General features: G+C 72.2%; 20 protein-coding genes and 1 pseudogene. 9 read left to right on the top strand and 12 right to left on the bottom strand.

The window, feature by feature from the left end:
- Positions 1 to 79: 79 nt before the first annotated feature.
- The 4 genes from ACWGR4_RS02870 to ACWGR4_RS02855 form a co-directional block, all read right to left on the bottom strand.
- A complete protein-coding gene (locus ACWGR4_RS02870; protein ID WP_452130248.1) occupies positions 80 to 580 on the bottom strand; it encodes an acyl-CoA thioesterase in 501 nt (166 codons plus the stop codon).
- 11 nt (positions 581 to 591) lie between these two features.
- On the bottom strand, positions 592 to 2,250 hold the full coding sequence (locus ACWGR4_RS02865; protein ID WP_452130249.1) for an AMP-binding protein: 1,659 nt from the start codon (positions 2,248 to 2,250) through the stop codon (positions 592 to 594).
- A 315-nt stretch (positions 2,251 to 2,565) separates the two neighbouring features.
- Positions 2,566 to 4,395, bottom strand: coding sequence for a glutamine--fructose-6-phosphate transaminase (isomerizing) (gene glmS, locus ACWGR4_RS02860; RefSeq protein ID WP_452130250.1), 1,830 nt, complete (start codon positions 4,393 to 4,395; stop codon positions 2,566 to 2,568).
- Positions 4,396 to 4,517: 122 nt separating this feature from the next.
- Positions 4,518 to 4,778, bottom strand: coding sequence for a hypothetical protein (locus tag ACWGR4_RS02855; protein WP_379997103.1), 261 nt, complete (start codon positions 4,776 to 4,778; stop codon positions 4,518 to 4,520).
- A gap of 254 nt (positions 4,779 to 5,032) precedes the next feature.
- Here ACWGR4_RS02855 and ACWGR4_RS02850 point away from each other — a divergent pair, with 254 nt between their 5' ends.
- The 5 genes and pseudogenes from ACWGR4_RS02850 (at position 5,033) to ACWGR4_RS02830 (ending at position 7,944) form a co-directional block, all read left to right on the top strand.
- A complete protein-coding gene (locus tag ACWGR4_RS02850; protein ID WP_452130251.1) occupies positions 5,033 to 5,410 on the top strand; it encodes a hypothetical protein in 378 nt (125 codons plus the stop codon).
- A 36-nt stretch (positions 5,411 to 5,446) separates the two neighbouring features.
- Positions 5,447 to 5,677 (top strand): DUF6247 family protein, encoded by a 231-nt coding sequence (locus ACWGR4_RS02845; protein ID WP_379997099.1) that lies wholly within the window; start codon positions 5,447 to 5,449, stop codon positions 5,675 to 5,677.
- A 96-nt stretch (positions 5,678 to 5,773) separates the two neighbouring features.
- A pseudogene (locus ACWGR4_RS02840) lies at positions 5,774 to 6,646 on the top strand (NAD(P)/FAD-dependent oxidoreductase); the annotation flags it as partial.
- Positions 6,647 to 6,659: 13 nt separating this feature from the next.
- The gene (locus tag ACWGR4_RS02835; protein WP_452130252.1) at positions 6,660 to 6,884 is read left to right on the top strand and encodes a hypothetical protein; all 225 of its coding nucleotides are present in this window, start codon (positions 6,660 to 6,662) and stop codon (positions 6,882 to 6,884) included.
- A gap of 247 nt (positions 6,885 to 7,131) precedes the next feature.
- Entirely contained in the window at positions 7,132 to 7,944 is an 813-nt protein-coding gene (locus ACWGR4_RS02830) for an SGNH/GDSL hydrolase family protein (protein ID WP_379997332.1), read from the top strand.
- 78 nt (positions 7,945 to 8,022) lie between these two features.
- On the opposite strand, the gene ACWGR4_RS02825 is transcribed toward ACWGR4_RS02830, so the two are convergent.
- A complete protein-coding gene (locus ACWGR4_RS02825; protein ID WP_452130253.1) occupies positions 8,023 to 8,805 on the bottom strand; it encodes a GNAT family N-acetyltransferase in 783 nt (260 codons plus the stop codon).
- A 284-nt stretch (positions 8,806 to 9,089) separates the two neighbouring features.
- Between ACWGR4_RS02825 and ACWGR4_RS02820 the strand changes: the two genes are divergently transcribed.
- On the top strand, positions 9,090 to 12,605 hold the full coding sequence (locus tag ACWGR4_RS02820; protein WP_452130254.1) for an indolepyruvate ferredoxin oxidoreductase family protein: 3,516 nt from the start codon (positions 9,090 to 9,092) through the stop codon (positions 12,603 to 12,605).
- Between the two features lie 58 nt (positions 12,606 to 12,663).
- Complete coding sequence (locus ACWGR4_RS02815; protein WP_452130255.1) at positions 12,664 to 13,812, top strand: acyl-CoA dehydrogenase family protein; 1,149 nt, start codon at positions 12,664 to 12,666, stop codon at positions 13,810 to 13,812.
- Here the strand turns inward: ACWGR4_RS02815 and ACWGR4_RS02810 are convergent.
- The 5 genes from ACWGR4_RS02810 to ACWGR4_RS02790 all read right to left on the bottom strand — a co-directional run bounded on the left by ACWGR4_RS02810 (position 13,793) and on the right by ACWGR4_RS02790 (position 17,146).
- Complete coding sequence (locus tag ACWGR4_RS02810; protein WP_452130256.1) at positions 13,793 to 13,987, bottom strand: hypothetical protein; 195 nt, start codon at positions 13,985 to 13,987, stop codon at positions 13,793 to 13,795. The two genes, ACWGR4_RS02815 and ACWGR4_RS02810, sit on opposite strands and share 20 nt — an antisense overlap.
- Positions 13,984 to 14,247 carry a hypothetical protein gene (locus tag ACWGR4_RS02805; RefSeq protein WP_380038673.1) on the bottom strand — a complete coding sequence of 88 codons (264 nt, stop codon included), beginning with the start codon at positions 14,245 to 14,247 and terminating at the stop codon, positions 13,984 to 13,986. The genes ACWGR4_RS02810 and ACWGR4_RS02805 overlap by 4 nt, the downstream gene beginning before the upstream one ends.
- 149 nt (positions 14,248 to 14,396) lie before the next feature.
- Positions 14,397 to 15,365: a non-homologous end-joining DNA ligase gene (gene ligD / locus ACWGR4_RS02800; RefSeq protein WP_452130257.1), complete on the bottom strand. Its 969-nt coding sequence runs from the start codon at positions 15,363 to 15,365 to the stop codon at positions 14,397 to 14,399.
- A 190-nt stretch (positions 15,366 to 15,555) separates the two neighbouring features.
- Complete coding sequence (locus tag ACWGR4_RS02795; RefSeq protein WP_379997081.1) at positions 15,556 to 16,317, bottom strand: thioesterase II family protein; 762 nt, start codon at positions 16,315 to 16,317, stop codon at positions 15,556 to 15,558.
- A 46-nt stretch (positions 16,318 to 16,363) separates the two neighbouring features.
- Positions 16,364 to 17,146, bottom strand: a complete 783-nt coding sequence (locus tag ACWGR4_RS02790; RefSeq protein WP_379997079.1) for an AfsR/SARP family transcriptional regulator — start codon at positions 17,144 to 17,146, stop codon at positions 16,364 to 16,366.
- A 186-nt stretch (positions 17,147 to 17,332) separates the two neighbouring features.
- On the opposite strand from ACWGR4_RS02790, the gene ACWGR4_RS02785 reads away from it, so the two are divergent.
- Together ACWGR4_RS02785 and ACWGR4_RS02780 are read left to right on the top strand one after the other, a co-directional pair.
- Positions 17,333 to 18,232, top strand: a complete 900-nt coding sequence (locus ACWGR4_RS02785) for a metallophosphoesterase family protein (protein ID WP_379997077.1) — start codon at positions 17,333 to 17,335, stop codon at positions 18,230 to 18,232.
- A gap of 2 nt (positions 18,233 to 18,234) precedes the next feature.
- The gene (locus tag ACWGR4_RS02780) at positions 18,235 to 18,879 is read left to right on the top strand and encodes a 4'-phosphopantetheinyl transferase family protein (protein WP_452130260.1); all 645 of its coding nucleotides are present in this window, start codon (positions 18,235 to 18,237) and stop codon (positions 18,877 to 18,879) included.
- Between the two features lie 63 nt (positions 18,880 to 18,942).
- Here ACWGR4_RS02780 and ACWGR4_RS02775 read toward each other — a convergent pair whose 3' ends face one another.
- Positions 18,943 to 19,425: a nuclear transport factor 2 family protein gene (locus ACWGR4_RS02775; protein ID WP_379997075.1), complete on the bottom strand. Its 483-nt coding sequence runs from the start codon at positions 19,423 to 19,425 to the stop codon at positions 18,943 to 18,945.
- The gene (locus ACWGR4_RS02770; protein WP_452130258.1) at positions 19,422 to 19,886 is read right to left on the bottom strand and encodes a nuclear transport factor 2 family protein; all 465 of its coding nucleotides are present in this window, start codon (positions 19,884 to 19,886) and stop codon (positions 19,422 to 19,424) included. Before ACWGR4_RS02770 ends, ACWGR4_RS02775 begins: the two co-directional genes overlap by 4 nt.
- Positions 19,887 to 19,897 lie beyond the last annotated feature (11 nt).

The raw sequence follows: 19,897 nt of genomic DNA, 5'->3' as shown, positions 1-19,897 counted from the left end.
TCCACGGTCGTCAACGTCACGCGATATCCGAGGGGTCGGGTCGAGGGTTCGATCCGCCCGGCCTCGCGGCGCGCGCGGGTCAGGTGTAGGACTCCGGGCGCTGCGCGCCGCCCCGGGACAGCGCGGTCCTGACCTCGTCGGGCCACGGCGACGCGCCCTTTTGGTCCGGCGGGCAGTGCACGACGGACAGCCGGCCGGTGGCGGCCACGCCGTGCTCGCCCCGCACCTCGAACGAGTAGTGCAGCGAACTGGTACCCACCCGGTCGATCCGCAACAGGATGTACGCGGCCTCGCCGAACCACAGGCGTTCGAGGTAGTCCGCCTCGAAGTGCACCCGGGGGATCCGGCCGAACAGGTTGCCCACGCCCAGTCGGCGCAGCAGCACCGCCTCGGTCGCCTCGACCCAGCGCTGTACGGCCGAGTGGTGGTAGTGGCCGGCCGCGTCGGTGTCCTGCCACTCGACGCGGCGCTCGACCAGGACCGAGGGCAGGTCGGTGGGGTCGTCGACGGCCGGGTCGGTGGGGTCGCTCACGTCGGTCCGGATCGGGCCGGTCGAGCCGAGCGGGCTGTCTTGGGGCATCGTCGCGCCTTTCACGAGGCTTCCGGGGCAAGGGAGTTCGGGGCCGGTTCGCCGGTGTTGGCGGCCCAGGCGCGCAGTTCGGCGCGGCGCAGTTTGCCGTTGCCGGTTCGGGGCAGGGCGGCCACGAACTCGACGGCGCGCGGGTACTTGTACGGCGCGATCGTGTTCTTGACGTAGGACTGGATGCGCTCGGCGGTGTTGGCGTCGGCCGCGACCCCCTGGCGCAGCACGACGTACGCCTTGACGATCAACCCGCGGCGGGGATCCGGCGCGCCGACCACGCCGCACTCGGCGACGTCGGGGTGTGCGGCCAGGGCCACTTCGACCTCGGGGCCGGCGATGTTGTAGCCGGAGGAGATGATCATGTCGTCGCTGCGCGCCTGGTACCAGAGGTAGCCGTCGGAGTCCCGGATATAGGTGTCGCCGGTGATGTTCCAACCATCGCGCACGTAGTCGAGCTGGCGCGGGTCGTCCAGGTAGCGGCACCCGGTCGGGCCCTTGACCGCGAGCTGTCCCGGTGTGCCGTCGGGGACCGGCTTGCCGTCGGCGTCCAGGACGACCGCCTCGAAGCCGGGTACGGCCCGCCCCGTCGCGCCGGGCCGGATGTCCTCGTCGGCGGCGGAGACGAACACGTGCAGCAGCTCGGTCGCGCCGATGCCGTCGATCAGCTCGATGCCGGTGGCCTCGTGCAGGTCGTGCCAGGTCTCCGCGGGCAGCGTCTCGCCCGCCGACACGCAGCGGCGCAGGCCCCGGAGGAGATCGGCATGGCCCGCGGCCATGACCGCCCGGTACGCGGTCGGCGCGGTGAACAGCACCGTGACGCCGTGGTCGGCGACGATCCGGGCCAGCCGCTCGGGTGTGGCGTGTTCGAGCAGCAGGGTGGCCGCGCCGACGTGCAGCGGGAAGACCACCAGGCCGCCGAGACCGAAGGTGAAGCCGAGCGGCGGGGTGCCCGCGAACAGGTCGTCCGGGGTGGGCTTGAGGATGTGCCGGGAGAAGGTGTCGGAGTTGGCCAACACGTCACGGTGGAAGTGCATGGTGGCCTTGGGCCGACCGGTGGTACCTGAGGTGAACGCGATCAGCGCCACGTCGTCGGCGGCGGTGTCCACGGCCTCGAAGTCGGCGCTCTTGGTCGCGCAGCGCCGGGTCAGGTCGTCGGCCGCGTCGCCGCCGTAGGCCACGGTGGTCAGGCCGGGGACGGCCGCGGCGGTCGGTTCGTCCATGAAGCGGTGGTCGCACAGCGCGATCGTGGGTCGGCCGATCTCGCACAGCGTGGTCAACTCGTGCGCCCGGAGCAGCGGCATCGTGGTCACCGCGACACCGCCCGCCTTGAGCACGCCGAACCAGCAGGCGACCAGCCACGGGTTGTTCGGACCGCGCAGCAGCACCCGGTTGCCCGGCACCAGGCCGAGGTCCTCGGTCAGCACCCGGGCGACCTGATTGGCCCTGGTTCGCAGGTCGCCGTAGCTCCACTGCTCGTCCAGGGTGACCAGACACCGTCGCTCGGCACCGAGCCGATCGATGGTGTCGTCGAGCAGGACCCGGGCGCAGTTCAGCCGGGTCGGGTAGCGCAATTCCGGTAGTTCGAAGAGCAGTTCGGGCCACTGTTCGGCAGGTGGCAATCGATCACGACAGAACGTGTCGACGTGAGCGGAACGGGACAGCTCCATGTGCGCGCACCTCATCCTGGTGTCAGCGGGAGTCGCGGAGCCAGTATCTATCAATTATGACGACAGTCAACGTTGCGCGATATATTTCCTTCGGCGACACCGCTGCGGGAAACGGGTGTCGACGGGTACCGGGCACACAAACGCCCACCCCGGCGGGCGGCGTCCGGGCCGAGGCCGGGACACCGGGGTGCCGAGGTGGGCGGGGTTGGCGGGAGCGGCGGGATTGGCGGGGCATGGTCGCGAGAGTCCCCCACTCGGGGGCTCGTACCACCGCGCTTGGACCTTTCGGGTGAGCCGAGCGGCGCCGACGCCGAGCTATTCGACCGTGACCGACTTGGCCAGGTTGCGGGGGCGGTCGATGTCCTCGCCGAGGGCTCGCGCCGCGTGGTACGCGAGCAGCTGGGTGGGGATGGTGAGCAGGATCGGGTCGAGTTCGCGCTCGTTGCGCGGCACGGTGATCCGGTCGGCCTCCAGGTCGCCGAGGTCCACCCCCGGGTGGGTGATCACGGTCAGCCGACCGCCGCGCGCGCGGATCTCGTGCGCTGCGGCGAGGTTGCGTTCGACCAGGTCGTCGTCCGGGATGACGGCCACGGTCGGCAGGTCGGCGTCGATCAGCGCGAGCGGCCCGTGCTTGAGTTCGCTGCTGGGGTACGCCTCGGCGTGCCGGTAGGTGATCTCCTTGAACTTCTGCGCCGCCTCGCGCGCCACCGGATACCCCCGGACCCGGCCGATGAAGAACAGGCTGCGCGCGTCCGCGAGCCGTCGGCCCGCCTGGGCGATGGTCTCCTCGTCCGCCAGGATCTCGGCGATCTGGCCGGGCAGTGCCTGGAGGCCGGCCAGGATCCGCGCGCCGTCCGCGTGCGAGAGGTCGTGTACTCGACCGAGGGCGAGCGCGAGCAGCGCGAAGCCGACCGCCATGTGGGTCAGTGCCTTGGTCGAGGCGACCGAGACCTCGGGCCCGGCATGCAGATAGATCCCCCCGTCGCACTGGCGCGCGATCGACGAGCCGACCACGTTGACCAACCCGACCACTCGGCCGCCCTTGCGCTGGATCTCGCGGACCGCGAAGAGCGTGTCGGCGGTCTCGCCGGACTGGCTGACCGCGACGTACAGCGTGTCCGGCTCGATCACCGGATTGCGGTAGCGGAACTCCGAGGCGGGCTCGGCGTCGGCGGGCACCCGGGCCAGGTCCTCGATCAGCGTCGCGCCCAACTGGCCCACGTAGTACGCCGATCCGCAGCCGAGCACCTTGACCCGGCGGAAGCCGCGCAACTCGCGCAGCTCCATCCGCAGGCCGTCGAGGCGGGCCGAGCCGAACCGGTCGTCGAGCCGGCCGCCGAGCATGCGCTCGACGGAGGAGGGCTGTTCGTGAATCTCTTTGTGCATGAAGTGGTCGTGGCCCGCGAGTTCGAGTTCCTCGACGGTGAGTTCGACCGTGGTGGGCGTCTTGGCGACGTCGTCCCGCTCGCGGGTGAAGGTCCGGAAGCCGGTGGCGGTCACACTGGCCAGTTCGCCGTCTTCCAGGTGTACGACCGAACTGGTGTGCCGGACCAGGGCGGACACGTCGCTGGCCACGAACATCTCGCGCTCGCCGACCCCGATCACGAGCGGCGAGCCGTTGCGGGCCACCACGATCCGGTCCGGCGTCGCGGTGTCCACGACGGCGATCGCGTACGTCCCGGTCACCTGCGCGAGCGCGGCCAGGACGGCGGTTTCCAGGGTGTCCTGCGTCCGCGTCGCGCCGGCGATCAGGTGGGCCAGGACCTCGGTGTCGGTGTCCGAGGCGAGGTCGACGCCCTCGGCCGCGAGGCGGGCGCGCAGTTCGGCCGCGTTGTCGATGATGCCGTTGTGGACGACCTGGATCCGGCCGTCGGCGGAGGGCTGCGGGTGGGCGTTCGCCTCCGAGGGCGCACCGTGGGTGGCCCAGCGGGTGTGCCCGATGCCGACCCGCCCGGCGGTTTTGGCCGGCACGGCGGCGGCGAGCGCGTGTACGCGGCCCACCCGGCGGACCACCTTGACCGTGCCACGCGCGCCGAGCACGGCGATGCCGGCCGAGTCGTAGCCGCGGTACTCCAGTCGTCCCAGGCCTTCGAGCAGGATGGGGGCGGCCTGCTGGGCGCCGATGTATCCGACAATTCCACACATACTGCTGCGCTCCTCGGCAGGTCGACGGACCGACCGGCGGGGCGGTCGGGGGTGGATGGTGTGCACGGGGCCTGCGGGCGACGCGACGGCGGTCGCGGTCGCGACCGTCGCGCCCGGTCGGTTCAGCCGTAGATCACGCGGCGCAGTTGACGTTCGGTCAACTCCGGTGGCGCGACGAGGCGTTCGCCCAGTTCGTCGGCGATCAGGCGATAGATCTGCGCGTTACGCCGACCGTAGACCTTGTGATGGCGGTGCCGGCGCCGCACATAGTCCTCGACCGGTTCGCGATACCAGGCCAGCACGTCGTCGACGATCCGCGCCACCTCGCCGGGTGCGAGGCCGGTCGTCGCCACGATGCGCTCCACCAATTCGCCGTCAGCCACCCCCCGATCCTGGCCCCATGCCGCCCCTACGGCAAGAATCTGCCCGAATTCGGGCAGATCCGAGGCCACGCGGCCGGGTCGGCGGTCGCGGTGTGGGCCGTGGACGGGTCCACGGCCCGTGCCGATGTTCCCCTCGCGCACCTGTCCGGCCGTCCGCGTAGCGCACTCCGGTCGTGGGAGCGCGCGGAAGTGGGGTGTGTCCTGCTCCGCGCGCCGGGTGTCGGGGTGGGGTGTCGCGGTGCCACGCTGGGGGGATGGATCGTGCACCCGACATCCACCTCGTCGTGACCGGTACCGGCCTGAACGCGCGGATCACCGATCAGGCCCTCGCCGTCGTCGACGACGATCTCCGCGCCGACTACGAACGCGCGGTCAGCCAGGGCCTGAAGGCCGCCGCCGCGGCCTGGGACGCCCACCGCTACGACGACTTCGCCGTCCATCTCGCCGCGGCCGCCGACACCCTCACCGAGATCCAACGCATGGCCGTCACCTGCAAGGACCGCGCCGGCTACGAGGCCCTGACCGCCCGAGCCCGCCGCCTCGCCGCCCTCGACCCGGACGCCCCGGAAGCTGCGGAAGCCCTGGGTGCCCCGGAGGCCCCGAACGGCGCGGACGCCGCGGACGCCGACTGAATCGCCGACGCCCCCGCCATGCGCCACCCTGTCCCCATGAACGACCGGACACCCCACCGCACCATCCACATCGGCGGCCCGACCCACCCGACTCCCGCCGAACTCCGCGCCGAACTCCCCGACGACCTGCGCATGGACTTCGAGGAGGCCTATCAGGACGCCCTGGCCGAGGCCAACGCCAACGGCACCCTGCAACCGTTGGCCGACACCCTCGCGACGTGGCAGGCCGAACTCGCCCGCCACCGCGCACGAGCGGCCGACGACTGACACGGGCCTGGTCGATGTGATCCGGGCCACACCGTGTCACAAGTTCGGTTCGGGCGACGCCTTGTGTGCGTAACCCGAGCGAACGGACCAGGGACCATGACACAGCACACCGGTGGGCGCACGGCAGTCATCGTGATCGGCGGCGGATACGCCGGAGTTCTCGCGGCCAACCGGCTGACCCGCCGCGAGGACGTGGCCGTGACCCTGATCAACCCTCGCGCGACCTTCGTCGAGCGACTGCGGCTGCACCAGTTGGTGGCGGGGTCGGACGACGCGGTCGTCGACTACCGGGACGTGCTGAGCGCGCGCGTCGAACTCGTGGTCGATTCCGCGACCGCGATCGACCGGGAGGCGCGCACCGTGGCGCCGGCCGGCGGCGGCACGGTCGCGTACGACCACCTGATCTACGCCGTGGGCAGCCGGAGCGGCGTGCCGAAGGTGCCCGGCGCGGACCGGTACGCCTACCCGATCGCCACGCTGGAGGAGGCCGAGCGGCTGCGCGAGGCGGTGGCCGCGGCACCCGCCGACACGGCGTTGACGGTCGTCGGCGGCGGCGCCACCGGCATCGAGACCGCGGCCGAACTCGCCGAGACGGGCCGTGCCGTCACCCTCGTCTGCGGTGGGCGACTCGGCCCCTACCTCCACCCGAACGGCCGCCGCTTCGTCGCCAAGCGACTGGCGGCCCTCGGCGTGACCGTCCTCGAAGGCCCCGACACCAAGGCTGCGTCCGTGACGGCCGACGCCGTACACCTCGCCGACGGCCGCGAGGTGCGCGGCCACGTGACCACCTGGGCCGCCGGCTTCGGCGTCCCCGACCTGGCCGCCCGCAGCGGCCTGAGCACCGACGAAACGGGTCGCCTCCGCACCGACGAGACCCTGACCAGCATCGACGACGACCGCATCGTCGCGGCCGGCGACGCGGCCTCGCCCTCGGGCCTCGCCTACCGGATGGGCTGCCAGTCCGCCGTACAGCGTCGAGAAGGTGGTCCGCCTCCTCCTCGTCGGCCTCGGCGACAAGGAGGGCGCGCTCACCGGCGAGCCCACCACCGTCAACGGCGATCCGGCGCTGCTCCTGCGCGTCGACGGCGAGATCGACAGCGTGATGACGATCCGGGTCGAGAAGGGGCTCGTCACCGGCATCTACTTCGTCCGCAACCCCGCCAAGCTCACCCACATCGCCGCCGCCACCCCGTTCACCCCGAGCTGACACCGGAACACCCGCGGCGGCCCACTGCCCGTGGCATCGGTTTTCCGGGGCCTGTTCTACACGTGTCAACCGGCCGAAATCCGCCTAGGCACGGGGGAGATCGGGGCGGGACTATGTGTGCGCAAAGCCGAGTGTCAAGGGTGACGACTGCGGTAGAGGCGGACGAGGCAAGGCCGTTCCGGCTCGGGCATCCCAACGTGGGACGCGGCGTCCCCACGTCTTCCGAGGAGACCCGCCCGTGCTTCCCATGCCTCGCACCATCGCCGCGGTGGCCGCCGCCGTGGCCGCGGCCGCCATCGGCGTCGTCGCACCGAGCGCCCAGGCCGCGCCCGCGGCGAGCTACGCCACGAACTACGCCGCTCTGGGCGACTCGTACAGTTCCGGAGTCGGTACCGGCTCCTACCTTCCCGACAGCGGCTCGTGCAAGCGCAGCGCCAAGTCCTACCCCGCCCTGTGGAATCAGGCCCACCCGGGCGGCACCTTCGCGTTCGCCGCCTGTTCCGGTGCCAAGACCGCCGACGTACGCTCCGGTCAACTGTCCGTCCTGAACAGCGCCACGCAGTTGGTGACCATCAGCGTCGGCGGCAACGACGCCGGATTCGTCAGCACCATCACCACCTGCGTGCTCAGTTCGGACAGCGAGTGCGCCGCGGCCGTGAACAAGGCCAAGACGTACGCGACCACCACCCTGCCCGGCGATCTCGACGCCACCTACGCCCAGATCCGGGCCAAGGCCCCCAACGCCCGCCTCGTCGTGCTCGGTTACCCGCGCCTGTTCGAACTCGGTTCGTGCTTCCTGGGCTTGAGCCAGGCCAAACGCACCGTGATCAACCAGGCCGCCGACACCCTGGACGAGGTCACCCACCAGCGCGCGAGCGCCGCGAACGCCGATTTCGCCGACGTACGCTCGCGGTTCGCCGGACACGGGGTCTGTGCGTCCAACGCCTGGGTCAACGGCGTCACCCTGCCGATCGACGAGTCGTACCACCCCACCACTTCCGGCCAGAGCCAGGGCTACCTGCCCGCGCTCCAGGCCGTGGTGGGCGTGCGCGCGCACTAGAACCGGCACGAGAGCCGGCACGAGAACCGGTACGCGACACCGTCCGGGGCGGCCCCAGGTCGTCCCGGACGCGCGTCGTCACCCCCGGCGCGCCACCAGGTAGCCGGCCTCCCGGTCGAAGTCGACCACCCGCGCCCCGGCGTCGAGCAGCCCGCCCAGTACCTCGCGCAGCGCCGACCGCCAGGCCCCGGCCGCCTCGGGGTCGGTCCGGCGCATCGCCTCGATGTCGGCGGGCACCGCGACCCGTACCACCTCGGCGTCGGTCCGCAGCAACACCGGCCGGCCGTCGCGCTCCACCAGGGCCGGCTCGGCCCGCACCACCGCATCCGACACCGCCGCGTCCCCCACGGCCGCCCGCACGCGAGCGTCGTGCAACCGCCACACGGCCAGCACCCGGTCGCTGCGATCCCCGCTGTTGACCGTGTCGACCATGTCGTCGCCGTAGAAGTTCGGCAGGTACTCCTCCGGCCGCGCACCCAGTTTGACCAGGTTGAAGTAGGCGTTCCGGCGAACCAGCGGGTCGAACGTCCAGGTGATCCGGCTCAGCCCGCGCGCGAGCGCCCATTCCCGCTGGTGCCGCTTGAGCGCGAAGCCCACCCCGCTCCCGGCCACGGCCCCGGTCGCGTGCGAGTGCAGCGTCTCGCCGATCGGCGCGCCGAAGAAGGCCACGGACGCGCCGACGAGCCGGCCGCCCCGATACGCCCCGGCCACGTAGTTGCCGGCATGGTCCAGCGCCCGCATCAGCTCGACGGTCAGCACCCGGCCCTGCCCCGCGACGTGCGGCCAGATGTCGTCGTACAGCCGCTCGACCTCCCGGAACTCGTCGAGTTCGTGCAGCTCGCGCACCACCGGATCGCCCATCCCGCCGCCGCCCTTCGCCCGCCGACCATCGGCGTCGCGGTCATGGGCTACCCCGACCCCGCGTCCGCCGAACGGAGCCCGTCACCCCATCGGCCGTCGGACGCCCGGCCCGGACCACCCCTCCGGTGACGTGCTTCACACGCAAAGCACTGCGCCCCAGAACACCTCGACAGCAATATCTTTGCGTCTTTCGAGGGAAATCCCGCAAGGTACTTGCGTCGAGGGCGAGCCGTTGGTGTGCTTACCGCACCCCACCCCACCATCCGGTTTCGACGGAGGCTCCCGTGCGCGCAGATCAGGCTTCTCCGTCGGTTTCGTTGGACGACAAGTACGCCGCCGGCCAGGGCCGCGTGCTGATCTCGGGCGTACAGGCGCTCATCCGCCTGACCCTGGAACAGCGTCGCCTCGACACCGAGCGCGGACTGGACACCCGGGTCTTCGTCAGCGGCTACCAGGGCTCGCCGCTGGGCGGTGTCGACCTGGAGATGGGGCGCGCCAAGCGGTTCCTGGACCCGGCCGGGGTGGTGTTCCAGGCCGGACTCAACGAGGAGCTGGCCGCGACCGCCGTGGCCGGGACCCAGCTGGTGGACCAGACGCCGGGCGCCCGGTACGCCGGGGTGACCGGCTTCTGGTACGGCAAGAACCCGGGCCTGGACCGCGCCGCCGACGCTATTCGGCACGCCACGATGGCCGGCACCGCACCCCTCGGCGGTGCCGTCGCGTGGATCGGCGACGACCCGGGCAGCAAGTCGTCGACGGTGCCCAGCTCGTGCGAGCCGATGATGGAAAGCCTGTCGATGCCGCTGCTCGCCCCCGGCACGGTCGGCGAGATCGTCGAGTTCGGGCTGCACGCGGTGGCCATGTCGCGCGCCTGCGGCCTGTGGACCGGCCTGAAGATCGTCGCCGACATCGCCGACGCGTCGACCACGGTGGACGTGTCCGGGTGGGGCAAGGACATCCCGGTCCCGGCCGCGACCAAGCGCGGCACGCTGCCGACCCTGGTCGGTCCGGCCGCGCTCGACGCCGAGCACGACCTGATCACCCGCCGGCTCGACCTGGCCCGCGCGTACGCCCGCGAGCACGGCCTGAACAAGGTCGTGCACGACACCTCCGACGCCCGGCTGGGCATCCTCGCCGCCGGCGTGTCGTTCTCGGTGGTCCGCCGCGCGCTGACCGACCTCGGTCTGACCGACGACGCGGCCCCGGACATCCGGCTGATCCGCATCGGCATGCCGTTCCCGCTGGACGACGCGGAACTCGCCGAGCTGACCGACGGCCTGGACGAGGTCCTGGTGGTCGAGGACAAGGTGCCGTTCCTGGAGGCCCGGCTCAAGGAGGCGCTGTACCGTCGCCCGAACGCGCCCCGCATCGTCGGTCGGCGCGACGACACCGGCCGCCCGCTGCTCACCGCGCGCGGCACGCTCGGCGCCGACGACGTGGCCCGCGCGATCGCCGCCCGGCTCGGCGCGGACCGGCTGCCCGAGTCCGCCGGCGCCTACCTCGCCACGCTCGCCCCCAAGCGCCGCGCCCGGATCGCGCTGCCGATGCTGGCCTCGCGCACCCCGTACTTCTGTTCCGGCTGTCCGCACAACGCCTCCACCCGCACCGCCGACGACACCCTGGTCGGCGTCGGCATCGGCTGCCACGTGATGATCGCGCTCGACGGCAAGGGCCGCGGGCACCAGCTCGGGCTGACCCAGATGGGCGGCGAGGGCGCGCAGTGGATCGGCCTGGCGCCGTTCACCGACGACAAGCACTTCGTGCAGAACCTCGGCGACGGCACCTTCCACCACTCGGGCTCGCTGGCCATCCGCGCCACCGTCGCCGCCGGCACCAAGATGACCTACAAGCTGCTGTACAACGACGCGGTCGCGATGACGGGTGGCCAAAAGGCCGAGGGCCGGTTGGACGTACCGGCGTTGACCCGACTGCTCGCGGTCGAGGGGGTGCGCCGCGTGGTGGTCACCACCGACGACCCGCGCGGCTACCGGGGAGTTCGGCTCGACCCGATCGCGAGCGTTAGGCACCGCGACGAACTCCAGGACGTGGAGCGCGAGTTGTCCGCGCTCGACGGGGTCACCGTGCTGATCCACGACGATCGGTGCGCGGCCGAGGAGCGTCGACTGCGCAAGCGTGGGCAGCTGCCGACCCCGGCCGAGAAGGTCGTGATCAACGAGCGCGTGTGTGAGGGTTGCGGCGACTGCGGCGACAAGTCGTCGTGCCTGTCGGTGCAGCCCGTGGACACCGAGTTCGGCCGCAAGACGCACATCCACCAGGGTTCGTGCAACTCCGACTTCAGCTGCCTGAACGGCGACTGCCCGTCCTTCCTGCTGGTCGAGCCGGGCACCCGCAAGGCCCGGGCCATACCCGACCTGCCGCTCGAACCCGCCCTGCCCGAGCGCCGGTTCGGCGCGGACGACCTGCTGGTGCGGATGCCCGGCATCGGCGGCACCGGCGTGGTCACCGTCTCCTCGATCCTGCAGATGGCCGCGCACATGGACGGGCTCTACGCGGCCGGCCTGGAGCAGACCGGCCTGGCCCAGAAGGGCGGACCGGTGGTGTCCGACCTGCGCCTTTCCACCCGGCCGATCAACGGCGCGCTGCGCGCCTCGCGCTCCGGCGCCGACGTGCTGATCGGCTTCGACCTGCTCGGCGCGGCGGCGGAGAGCAACCTGGCCACCGCCGACCCGGAGCGCACCGTCGCCGTGGTCAACACCGCGATCGTGCCCACCGCCGCGATGGTCACCAACCAGATCGCGCTGCCCGGTTCGCCGACCGAGACGCTGGAGCGGATCGACACCGCGACCCGGCGGGCCGACAACCTGTACGTGGACGCGCTCGGGTTGTCCGAGGCGCTGTTCGCCGACCACATGCCGGCCAACATGATCCTGGTCGGCGCCGCGTTCCAGCACGGTTGCCTGCCGCTGAGCGCGGCGGCGATCGAGCAGGCGATCACGCTCAACGGCGCGGCGGTGGACAAGAACCTGGCGGCGTTCCGGTGGGGTCGGGCGCTGGCCGTGGACCCGGCCGCGGTACTGGCCGCCGCGGTCGCCGCGCCGCCGCTCGCGGTGGTCCCGGTGGACGCGGCCTCGGTGGCCCTGGCCGACCGCTCCGGCGGCGAAGCGGCGCTGCGCGAGGTGCTCGGCACCCGGATCGCCGATCTGACGGGGTACCAGGACGCGTCCTACGCCCACCGCTACGCCGACGACGTGCGCACGATTCGGACCCTGGCCGTCGAACGCGCGGGGGCCGAGGGCGGCGAGCGGGTCGCGGTGGCCTATGCGAGGGCGCTGCACCACCTGATGGCCTACAAGGACGAGTACGAGGTGGCCCGCCTCCACCTCGACCCGGTCGAACAGGCCCGGCGCGACGCCGAGTTCGGCCCAGACGCGGCGGTCTCGGTGCTGCTGCACCCGCCGGTGCTGCGCTACCTCGGGATGAAGCGCAAGATCCGGCTGCAGCGCACGGCGGTGCCGGCCTTCAAGGCACTGCGCGCGGCGCGCGGCCTGCGCGGCACCCGCTGGGATGTGTTCGGCTACGCCGAGGTGCGTCGGGTCGAGCGCGAACTGGTCGCCGAATACCGTACGTTGGTCCGGACGGCGCTGCGCGAGCTGACCGCCGACAACGTCGACGCGGTGATCGCCCTGGTGGCGCTGCCCGAGACGATCCGGGGCTACGAGGACATCAAGCTCGCCCGAGTCGCCGAGTATCGCGCCGCCGCGCGCGCCGCCCTGGCCGAACTCACCGCGCCCGCCGCGGTCGCCGCCCCGGCCGGCCCGCCGCTGGTCCCGGCGAACTGACCGCGGCCCGCCCCCGCTCCATCCCCCACCCCCGACCTCCCCGACCTCCGGAGCAGCCGTGACCGTCGACCGCCTCCTGCCCACCCGGGACGCCGAGGATCTGCTCGACCTCACCCGTACCGTCGCCGACCGCGAACTGGCGCCCGTGGCCGCCCGGCACGAGCGCGAGGAGTCGTACCCGGAAGGGTTGTTCGCCGTCCTGGGCGAGGTCGGCCTGCTCGGGCTGCCCTACCCGGAGGAGGAGGGCGGCGGCGGTCAGCCGTACGAGGTCTACCTCCAGGTGCTGGAGGAGTTGGCCGCGCGCTGGGCGGCGGTCGCGGTGGCCACGAGCGTGCATACGCTGGCCTGCTTCCCGGTGGCCACCTACGGCTCGACCGCGCAGCGGGAGCGCTGGTTGCCCGACATGCTGGAGGGCCGCCTGGTCGGCGGCTACAGCCTGTCCGAGCCGCACGCGGGCTCCGACGCGGCCGCGATCGTGTGCAAGGCGCGGCCGATCGCCGACGGATACCGGATCACCGGCACCAAGGCGTGGATCACGCACGGCGGAAAGGCCGACTTCTACGCCCTGTTCGCGCGTACCGGCGAGGGCGGCCGGGGCATCTCGTGCTTCCTGGCGCCGGGCGAGGCGGAGGGGCTGGCCTTCGGTCGGCCCGAGGCGAAGATGGGCCTGAACGCGGTCCCGACGACCAGCGCGTTCTGGGACGGCGCGGTCCTGGACCGGGATCGGCTGATCGGCGCGGAGGGTCAGGGGCTGGCGATCGCGCTCAGCGCCCTGGACTCGGGCCGGCTGGGCATCGCGGCCTGCGCGACGGGTCTGGCTCAGGCCGCCCTGGACGCCGCGGTCGAATACGCCAACGAGCGCACCACGTTCGGCCGCCGCATCGTCGACCACCAGGGCCTGGGCTTCCTCCTGGCCGACATGGCCGCCGCCGTCGACTCCGCCCGCGCGACCTACCTCGACGCGGCCCGCCGCCGCGATCTGGGTCGCCCGTACAGCCGCCAGGCCAGCGTGGCCAAGCTGATCGCCACCGACGCGGCGATGAAGGTCACCACGGACGCGGTCCAGGTCTTCGGCGGCGCGGGCTACACACGGGAGTTCCCGGTCGAGCGCTACATGCGCGAAGCGAAGATCATGCAGATCTTCGAGGGCACCAACCAGATCCAACGCATGGTCATCGCCCGCGGCTTCACCCACCCGGAGAAGTAGCCGGCGGGCCACCCGGCGGCCCGGTCCGGAAGCCGCCGGCCTGTGTGGAGCCCGATCCGTACGGGGTCCGGCCGATCGTGGCGTCGACCGCGTCCTTGAAGGCCCTGATCCGCCCGGACGACAACGGCTTCAGGCCGTCTTCGGCCTCGTTCGTGTACTGCACGCGATGGCTCACGGGATCGCGTTCCCGTCCCGATCGACGCAGTCGGAGAAGTCCCCGGCCTTGAGGCGGGCGTGTACGGCCTCGTCGTCCTCCTGGGCCTCCGGCGGAAGTGCCCAGTGCAGGATCGCGTCGCGTTCGAGTCGATCCAGCGGGGTCTCGTACATGACCTTGTCGAACTCGTCCCGGCGGTCCTCGGGCAGCGCCGCCCGGATCTCGGCAAGGGTGTTCGGCAGCTCGATGCGCTCGCCGCGGACCACGGTCGTTCTGGGCATACACGCCTCCTCGGTGTGAGGCTCCCAGAGTGACAGTGGATCGGTCGCGCGCGGTACCCGGCGCGTGCGGGCGAAGGACTCGTCGCGATCCGTACGCCGGGCGCGGGCCGATCGGTGGTGCGCCCGCGAGAGCGACCGGCCGCCCGGACCTACCCGCCCGGCAGGTCCGGGCGCAGGCGTTGCCACGTGGGGTGGCGCAGGCGGCCCTCCGGTGTCCAGCCCCAGGCGGTGACCTCGGCAACCAAGCGGGGGTCGACCCACTGGGCGCCGGGCACGTCCACCATCCCCGCGAACGGCGAGTCCGCGCGCGCCAGCGCGCCCAGGTATTCGCCCAGTTCGCCGCGCTCGGCCAGGGTCGGGCCGTCCTCGACCGTGCCGACGTAGCGCAGGCCGTCGGGTGCGGCGACGCCGACCAGCAACGCCCCCGGCAGGCCCCGCAGCTCGCCCCGGCCCTCGATCCAGCCGCCGATGACCACGTCGTGGGTCTCCACGTGCTTGGCCTTGATCCAGTCCGGGGAGCGTTGTCCGGGTTGGTATTCGGAGGCCAGCCGCTTGGCGACGACGCCCTCGTGGCCCTGGTGCAGGCTGGTCGCCCAGGCGCGCCGCGCGTCACCCTCGATCCATTCCGGAGTGGACCAGCGCGGGCCCGCCAGGTCGAGGCCGGCCAGCAACATCCGCCGTTCGCGGTACGGCGTGTGCAGCAACGGCCGGCCGTCCAGATACATCAGGTCGAACAACATCAGGTGCACCGGCGCGTCGATGGTCAGCCGGGCCACCTTGCGCGGGTTGACCACACCCATGCGCCGGCGCAGCTGCGCGTGGTCGGGGCGCCCCCGGTCGTCCAGGACCACGATCTCGCCGTCCAAAACGGCCTGGCGCTGTCCGTGCTGCTCGCCCAGGCCGGCCAGTTCCGGGTACACCCGGGTCACGTCCGCCCCGTCGCGCGCCAGCAGGCGCAGCCCCCCGTCCCCCGCGCAGTACGCCACCGTACGGGCCCCGTCCCACTTGACCTCGAAGCCCCAGTCGAACTGGTACTCCTCCCCGGGCAGCGGCGCCGCGGTGGCCAGCATCGGCGGAATCTCGGGCAACACGGCATGAACATGATCGTGACCGGCCATGCCTCGATCATCGACGGGCCCCGACACCGCCGCCGGCCGAGCCGCCGCGCCCCAATACACCCGAATGGCCGATACATCCGGCCGGTCACCCGCCGACCCGCGCGTTCCGGACCGCCCGACGCCCCTCGAACCCGGGCCCGCGCGGAACCCATTCGAGCGAGCGTCCGACGGTCGCGCCCCTCGGACCCCGCTATCCCCGTCCGGTCGCCGCGTCGATCGCGTCCGCGATGCGCGCGGTGACCGCCGCCTGGTGGTCGGTCAGATAGAAGTGGCCGCCGGTGAAGGTGTGCAGCGCGAACGTGCCGTTCGTGTGGTCGCGCCAGGCCGTGGCCTCATCCAGGGTGACCTTCGGATCCCGGTCGCCGATCAGCACGGTGATCGGGCACTCCAGCGGCGCGCCGGGGGTGCACCGGTACGTCTCGATCGCGCGGTAGTCGGCCCGCAGCGCGGGCAGCACCATCCGCAGCACCTCGTCGTTGGCCAGCAGGCTCGCGTCCGTGCCGCTCATCGAGCGCAGTTCGGCGGCGAGCCCCGCGTCGTCGAGCAGGTGCACCCGCTCGTCACGCTGTCGGTCCGGGGCCCGGCGCCCGGAGGCGATCAGCGCGGCGGGCGGGATCCGCAACCGCCGGGCCACCTCGAAGCCGAGGACCGCGCCCATGCTGTGCCCGAACAGGATCAGCGGAAGTTGCTCGTCCAGCCAGGGATCCAGGGCCTCGGTGATGCGCTCGGCCAGGGTCTCGATGTCTTCGATGAGCGGTTCGGCGCGCCGGTCCTGACGCCCCGGGTACTGCACGCCCAGCACCTCGACGCGCTCCTTGAGCGCCGCCGACAGCGGGAACCAGAAACTCGCCGAGCCGCCCGCGTGCGGCAGCGCGACCAGGCGTGGCACCCGATCGGCGGCCGGATGGAACCGGCGGATCCAGGTGTCCGATACGGATGAGGCGGTACTCATGGCAGGGCCCTTCTGATCGTCACCGAATGATCGTGCTGCGTGACCGTCAGCCTGCCATCGAGTCCTTGCGCGCGCCCAGTGGTTCGGCCCCGGTGAGCACCGCGTGCTGGATCTCACGCAGCGCCCGGGACGGTTCCAGGCCCAGCAGTTCGCGCAGCGCGGTGCGGGTGTCGCGGTACACCGCGAGCGCGTCGCCGCGCCGGCCGCAGTGGTACAGCGCGACCATCAGGTGCCGGGCGAAGTTCTCGTGCAGCGGATACTCGCCGGTCAGCGCGTACAGCCGGGCCACCGTCTCCCGGTGCCGGCCGAGCGCGAGGTTCGCCTCCACCAGCAACTCCAGGCACTCCAGCCGGGACGCCTCCAACCGCGCGGCGTGTGCCCGAACGATCGGCCCGAGGCTCACCCCCGCGTAGGCCGGTCCGCGCCACAGGTCGAGCGCGCTCGTGTACACCTCGGCCGCCTCGTGGTACCGCCCGGCCCGCGCGCCCGCGCGACCACGTTCGACCAGGCGGTGGAAGGTGTCGGCGTCGAGGCGGTCCGGACCGGTGTGCAGCACGTAGCCGCCGGCGCAGGTGGCCAATGGGCCGGTGCGGGCCGGTCCCGGCGCGCCGAGCATCGCCCGCAGCCGGGAAACGTACACGTGCACCGTCGACTTCGCCCGCTGCGGCCCGGCGTCGGTCCAGATCTCCGCGACGATCTGGTCGACCGTCAGCAGTTGGTCCCGCCGCGCGAGCAGGGCGGAGAGGAGCGTTTCCGGCTTGGGCGCCGCGATCGTGCGCGGCGTTGCGCCGTCGACGATCCGCACGGGGCCGAGAATCTCGTACCGCAACGGCTCTTCCCTCTCTGTGGCGCTGCCTGTGGCGTCCGGTCCTGCTCTCTCACGACGGTGACATATGACGGGCGTATGGCGTACCCCTGACCAACCCCTACGCCGCCTTGCGCCGAGCTTGCGCAGACCCCCCGCGCGGCCGCGTCGGCCTTCCCTCGGCGGCCCGGATCCGCCTATGGTCGATCGATGAGCACTGCCCGTTCGCCCGAGCGCGCCCTGTACGCCGTCAGCGACCTGCATTCCGCCATTCCGTCCAACCGCAGACTCGTCGAGGGCATCCGGCCGGGGCACGACGAGGACTGGATCCTGGTCGGAGGCGACGTGGCCGAGCACGTCGAGGAGACCGCCTCGACCCTGCGCCTGCTCGCCGAGCGCTTCGCCCGGGTGATCTGGGTGCCGGGCAACCACGAGTTGTGGTCCACCAACGACGACCCGGTGCAACTGCGCGGCGAGGAGCGCTACCGGCATCTCGTGGCGATGTGCGGGGAGTTGGGGGTGCTGACCCCCGAGGACCCGTTCCCGGTCTGGGACGGCCCGGGCGAAACCGTCACCGTGGCGCCGATGTTCGTGCTCTACGACTACACGTGGTGGCCGCCGGGCGCGTCGACGCAGCAGCAGGCGTTGGACGCCGCGTACGAGGCCGGTGTGGTGTGCAGCGACGAGTTCATGCTGCACCCGGATCCGTATCCGACCCGCGGCGACTGGTGCCGGGCTCGGGTGGCGTACACCGAGGACCGGCTCGTGGCGGCGGCCGATCCGGCGGCGCCGTTCCTGATGGTCAACCACTTCCCGCTGGTCCGGCAGCCCACGGACGTGCTGTGGTACCCGGAGTTCGCCCAGTGGTGCGGCACCGACCTGACCGCCGACTGGCATCGGCGTTTCCCGACCGCCGCCGTGGTGTACGGCCACCTGCACATCCCGCGCACCACCTGGTACGACGGGGTGCGGTTCGAGGAGGTCTCGCTCGGCTATCCGCGCGAGCGCAAGAACGGGCTGCGCAGGCCGATTCCGCGCCGGATCCTGCCGGCCGAGGTCGCCGGGACCGCCGGAGCCGGCCGTTCGGGGCAATCGGCGGGTGCCCGATGACGATGATCGACCGCATCCTGCCGCCCGGGGTGTTCGCCGAGGAGTGCTTCGACGACCCCGACGGGCCGCCGCTGTACCCGGCCGAGGAGGCGCTGCTCGCGAACGCCGTGGACAAGCGGCGCCGCGAGTTCACCACCGTCCGACGGTGCGCGCGGCGTGCGTTGGCCCGAATGGGCGTGCCGGCCGCGCCGTTGTTGCCGGGGCTGCGCGGTGCGCCCGGTTGGCCGACCGGTGTGGTCGGCAGCATGACGCACTGCGACGGGTATCGGGCCGCGGTGGTCGCGGATGCCGGCGCGGTGCTGACCCTGGGCATCGACGCGGAGCCGGCGGGGCCGCTGCCCGACGGCGTCCTCGAGGTGGTCGCGTCCGAGACCGAGCGTAAACACCTGCGCGCACTGGCCGCCGATCGGCCGGAGATCGCGTGGGACCGGCTCCTGTTCAGCGCCAAGGAGTCCGTCTACAAGGCGTGGTTCCCGCTCACCTCGCGCTGGTTGGACTTCGCCGAGGCCGAACTCGAATTCGACCCGGCGGGCACGTTCGACGCCCGGCTGCTGATCGAGGATCGACCGCTGGACGGGTTCGCGGGACGGTGGCAGGTGGATCTGGGCATCGCGGTGACGGCGATCGTGGTGCGGCACGGCGACTGATGCGCTCGGGGCGGGGCCGCCGTCGGCCCCGCCCCGGTCCGCCCGTCGGCGTCGGTATCGCCGTCAGCTCCGGGTGAACCGCACCAGATTCTCCGCCGTGGGCCGCCACGCCTCGGCGAATTCCGCCGGCAGCTCCACGGCGTCCAGGATCGGATGCCTCGGTACCGAGACCCGATACCGGATCCGCCAGCCGCGTGGCGTGTGTTCGAGGATGTCGTAGTAGTCCCCGCCGTGTACCTCGCCGTCGATCAGTGTCGCGATGTAGCGGCTGCGGGCCCGGACCGTACCGCCCGCGTCCACCAGGAGCACGGTGTCGAGCGTCTGGTGGTCGGGGGTGTCCGGACTGCGTCGGCCGGTGAACTGCCGCGCCGAGGCGATGCCTTCGATGGTGTAGCCGGCGCCGATCGTGTTCTCGATCACCGCGTTGTCCGTGAACACCCGGTGCAGGTCCCCGACTTCGTCGTTGTCGAAGACATGCGCGAACTGCGCGAGGGTGTCGTGGATCTCCGCGACGTCCGCCGCGCTCAGCGCGGGGCCGCCGGTCACGGCGCGACCACCTCGGCGAGCCGGACCGCGAGCGGGAAGCCGACCCTGCTCACGCCCGCCCCGGCCTCGCGGGGGGCGCGCGGCAGGCTCAGCCGATAGGCGATCCGCCAGCCGGCGGGGGTCTTCCGGAGGATGTCCAGGAATTCGCCGCCGGTGATTCGACCGGCCGGGTTGATCCCGATGTAGCGGCTGCGCGTCTGGACCTGGCCGTGCTCGTCCACCTCGACGGTCGTGTTGACCGTGTGGTGGTCGGGCGTCGCCGCGCTCTTGCTCCGGGTGTATTCGGCGAACTCGGCGATGCCGTGGAAGGCTCGCTTGGGCCCGGTGCCGATCTCGACCACGACGTCCTCGGTGAACACGAGGTCGAGTCCGTCCACGTCACCGTTGTCGAAGACGTGCGCGAACAGCGCGAGCGTGCGGTGGATCTCGGCGAGGTCCACCGGGGTCAATACCTTCGTCATGAATGTCCCAG

It is taken from the genome of Embleya sp. NPDC055664, from assembly GCF_053618075.1.
This window is presented reverse-complemented; position numbering and strand designations above follow the sequence as displayed.

Coding starts and splice junctions, on each gene's coding strand:
- ACWGR4_RS02870 (WP_452130248.1), bottom strand. CDS start 580: ATGCCCCAAGACAGCCCGCTCGGCTCGACCGGCCCGATCCGGACCGAC.
- ACWGR4_RS02865 (WP_452130249.1), bottom strand. CDS start 2,250: ATGGAGCTGTCCCGTTCCGCTCACGTCGACACGTTCTGTCGTGATCGA.
- glmS (WP_452130250.1), bottom strand. CDS start 4,395: ATGTGTGGAATTGTCGGATACATCGGCGCCCAGCAGGCCGCCCCCATC.
- ACWGR4_RS02850 (WP_452130251.1), top strand. CDS start 5,033: ATGGATCGTGCACCCGACATCCACCTCGTCGTGACCGGTACCGGCCTG.
- ACWGR4_RS02845 (WP_379997099.1), top strand. CDS start 5,447: ATGAACGACCGGACACCCCACCGCACCATCCACATCGGCGGCCCGACC.
- ACWGR4_RS02830 (WP_379997332.1), top strand. CDS start 7,132: ATGCCTCGCACCATCGCCGCGGTGGCCGCCGCCGTGGCCGCGGCCGCC.
- ACWGR4_RS02825 (WP_452130253.1), bottom strand. CDS start 8,805: ATGGGCGATCCGGTGGTGCGCGAGCTGCACGAACTCGACGAGTTCCGG.
- ACWGR4_RS02805 (WP_380038673.1), bottom strand. CDS start 14,247: ATGCCCAGAACGACCGTGGTCCGCGGCGAGCGCATCGAGCTGCCGAAC.
- ligD (WP_452130257.1), bottom strand. CDS start 15,365: ATGGCCGGTCACGATCATGTTCATGCCGTGTTGCCCGAGATTCCGCCG.
- ACWGR4_RS02795 (WP_379997081.1), bottom strand. CDS start 16,317: ATGAGTACCGCCTCATCCGTATCGGACACCTGGATCCGCCGGTTCCAT.
- ACWGR4_RS02785 (WP_379997077.1), top strand. CDS start 17,333: ATGAGCACTGCCCGTTCGCCCGAGCGCGCCCTGTACGCCGTCAGCGAC.
- ACWGR4_RS02780 (WP_452130260.1), top strand. CDS start 18,235: ATGATCGACCGCATCCTGCCGCCCGGGGTGTTCGCCGAGGAGTGCTTC.
- ACWGR4_RS02770 (WP_452130258.1), bottom strand. CDS start 19,886: ATGACGAAGGTATTGACCCCGGTGGACCTCGCCGAGATCCACCGCACG.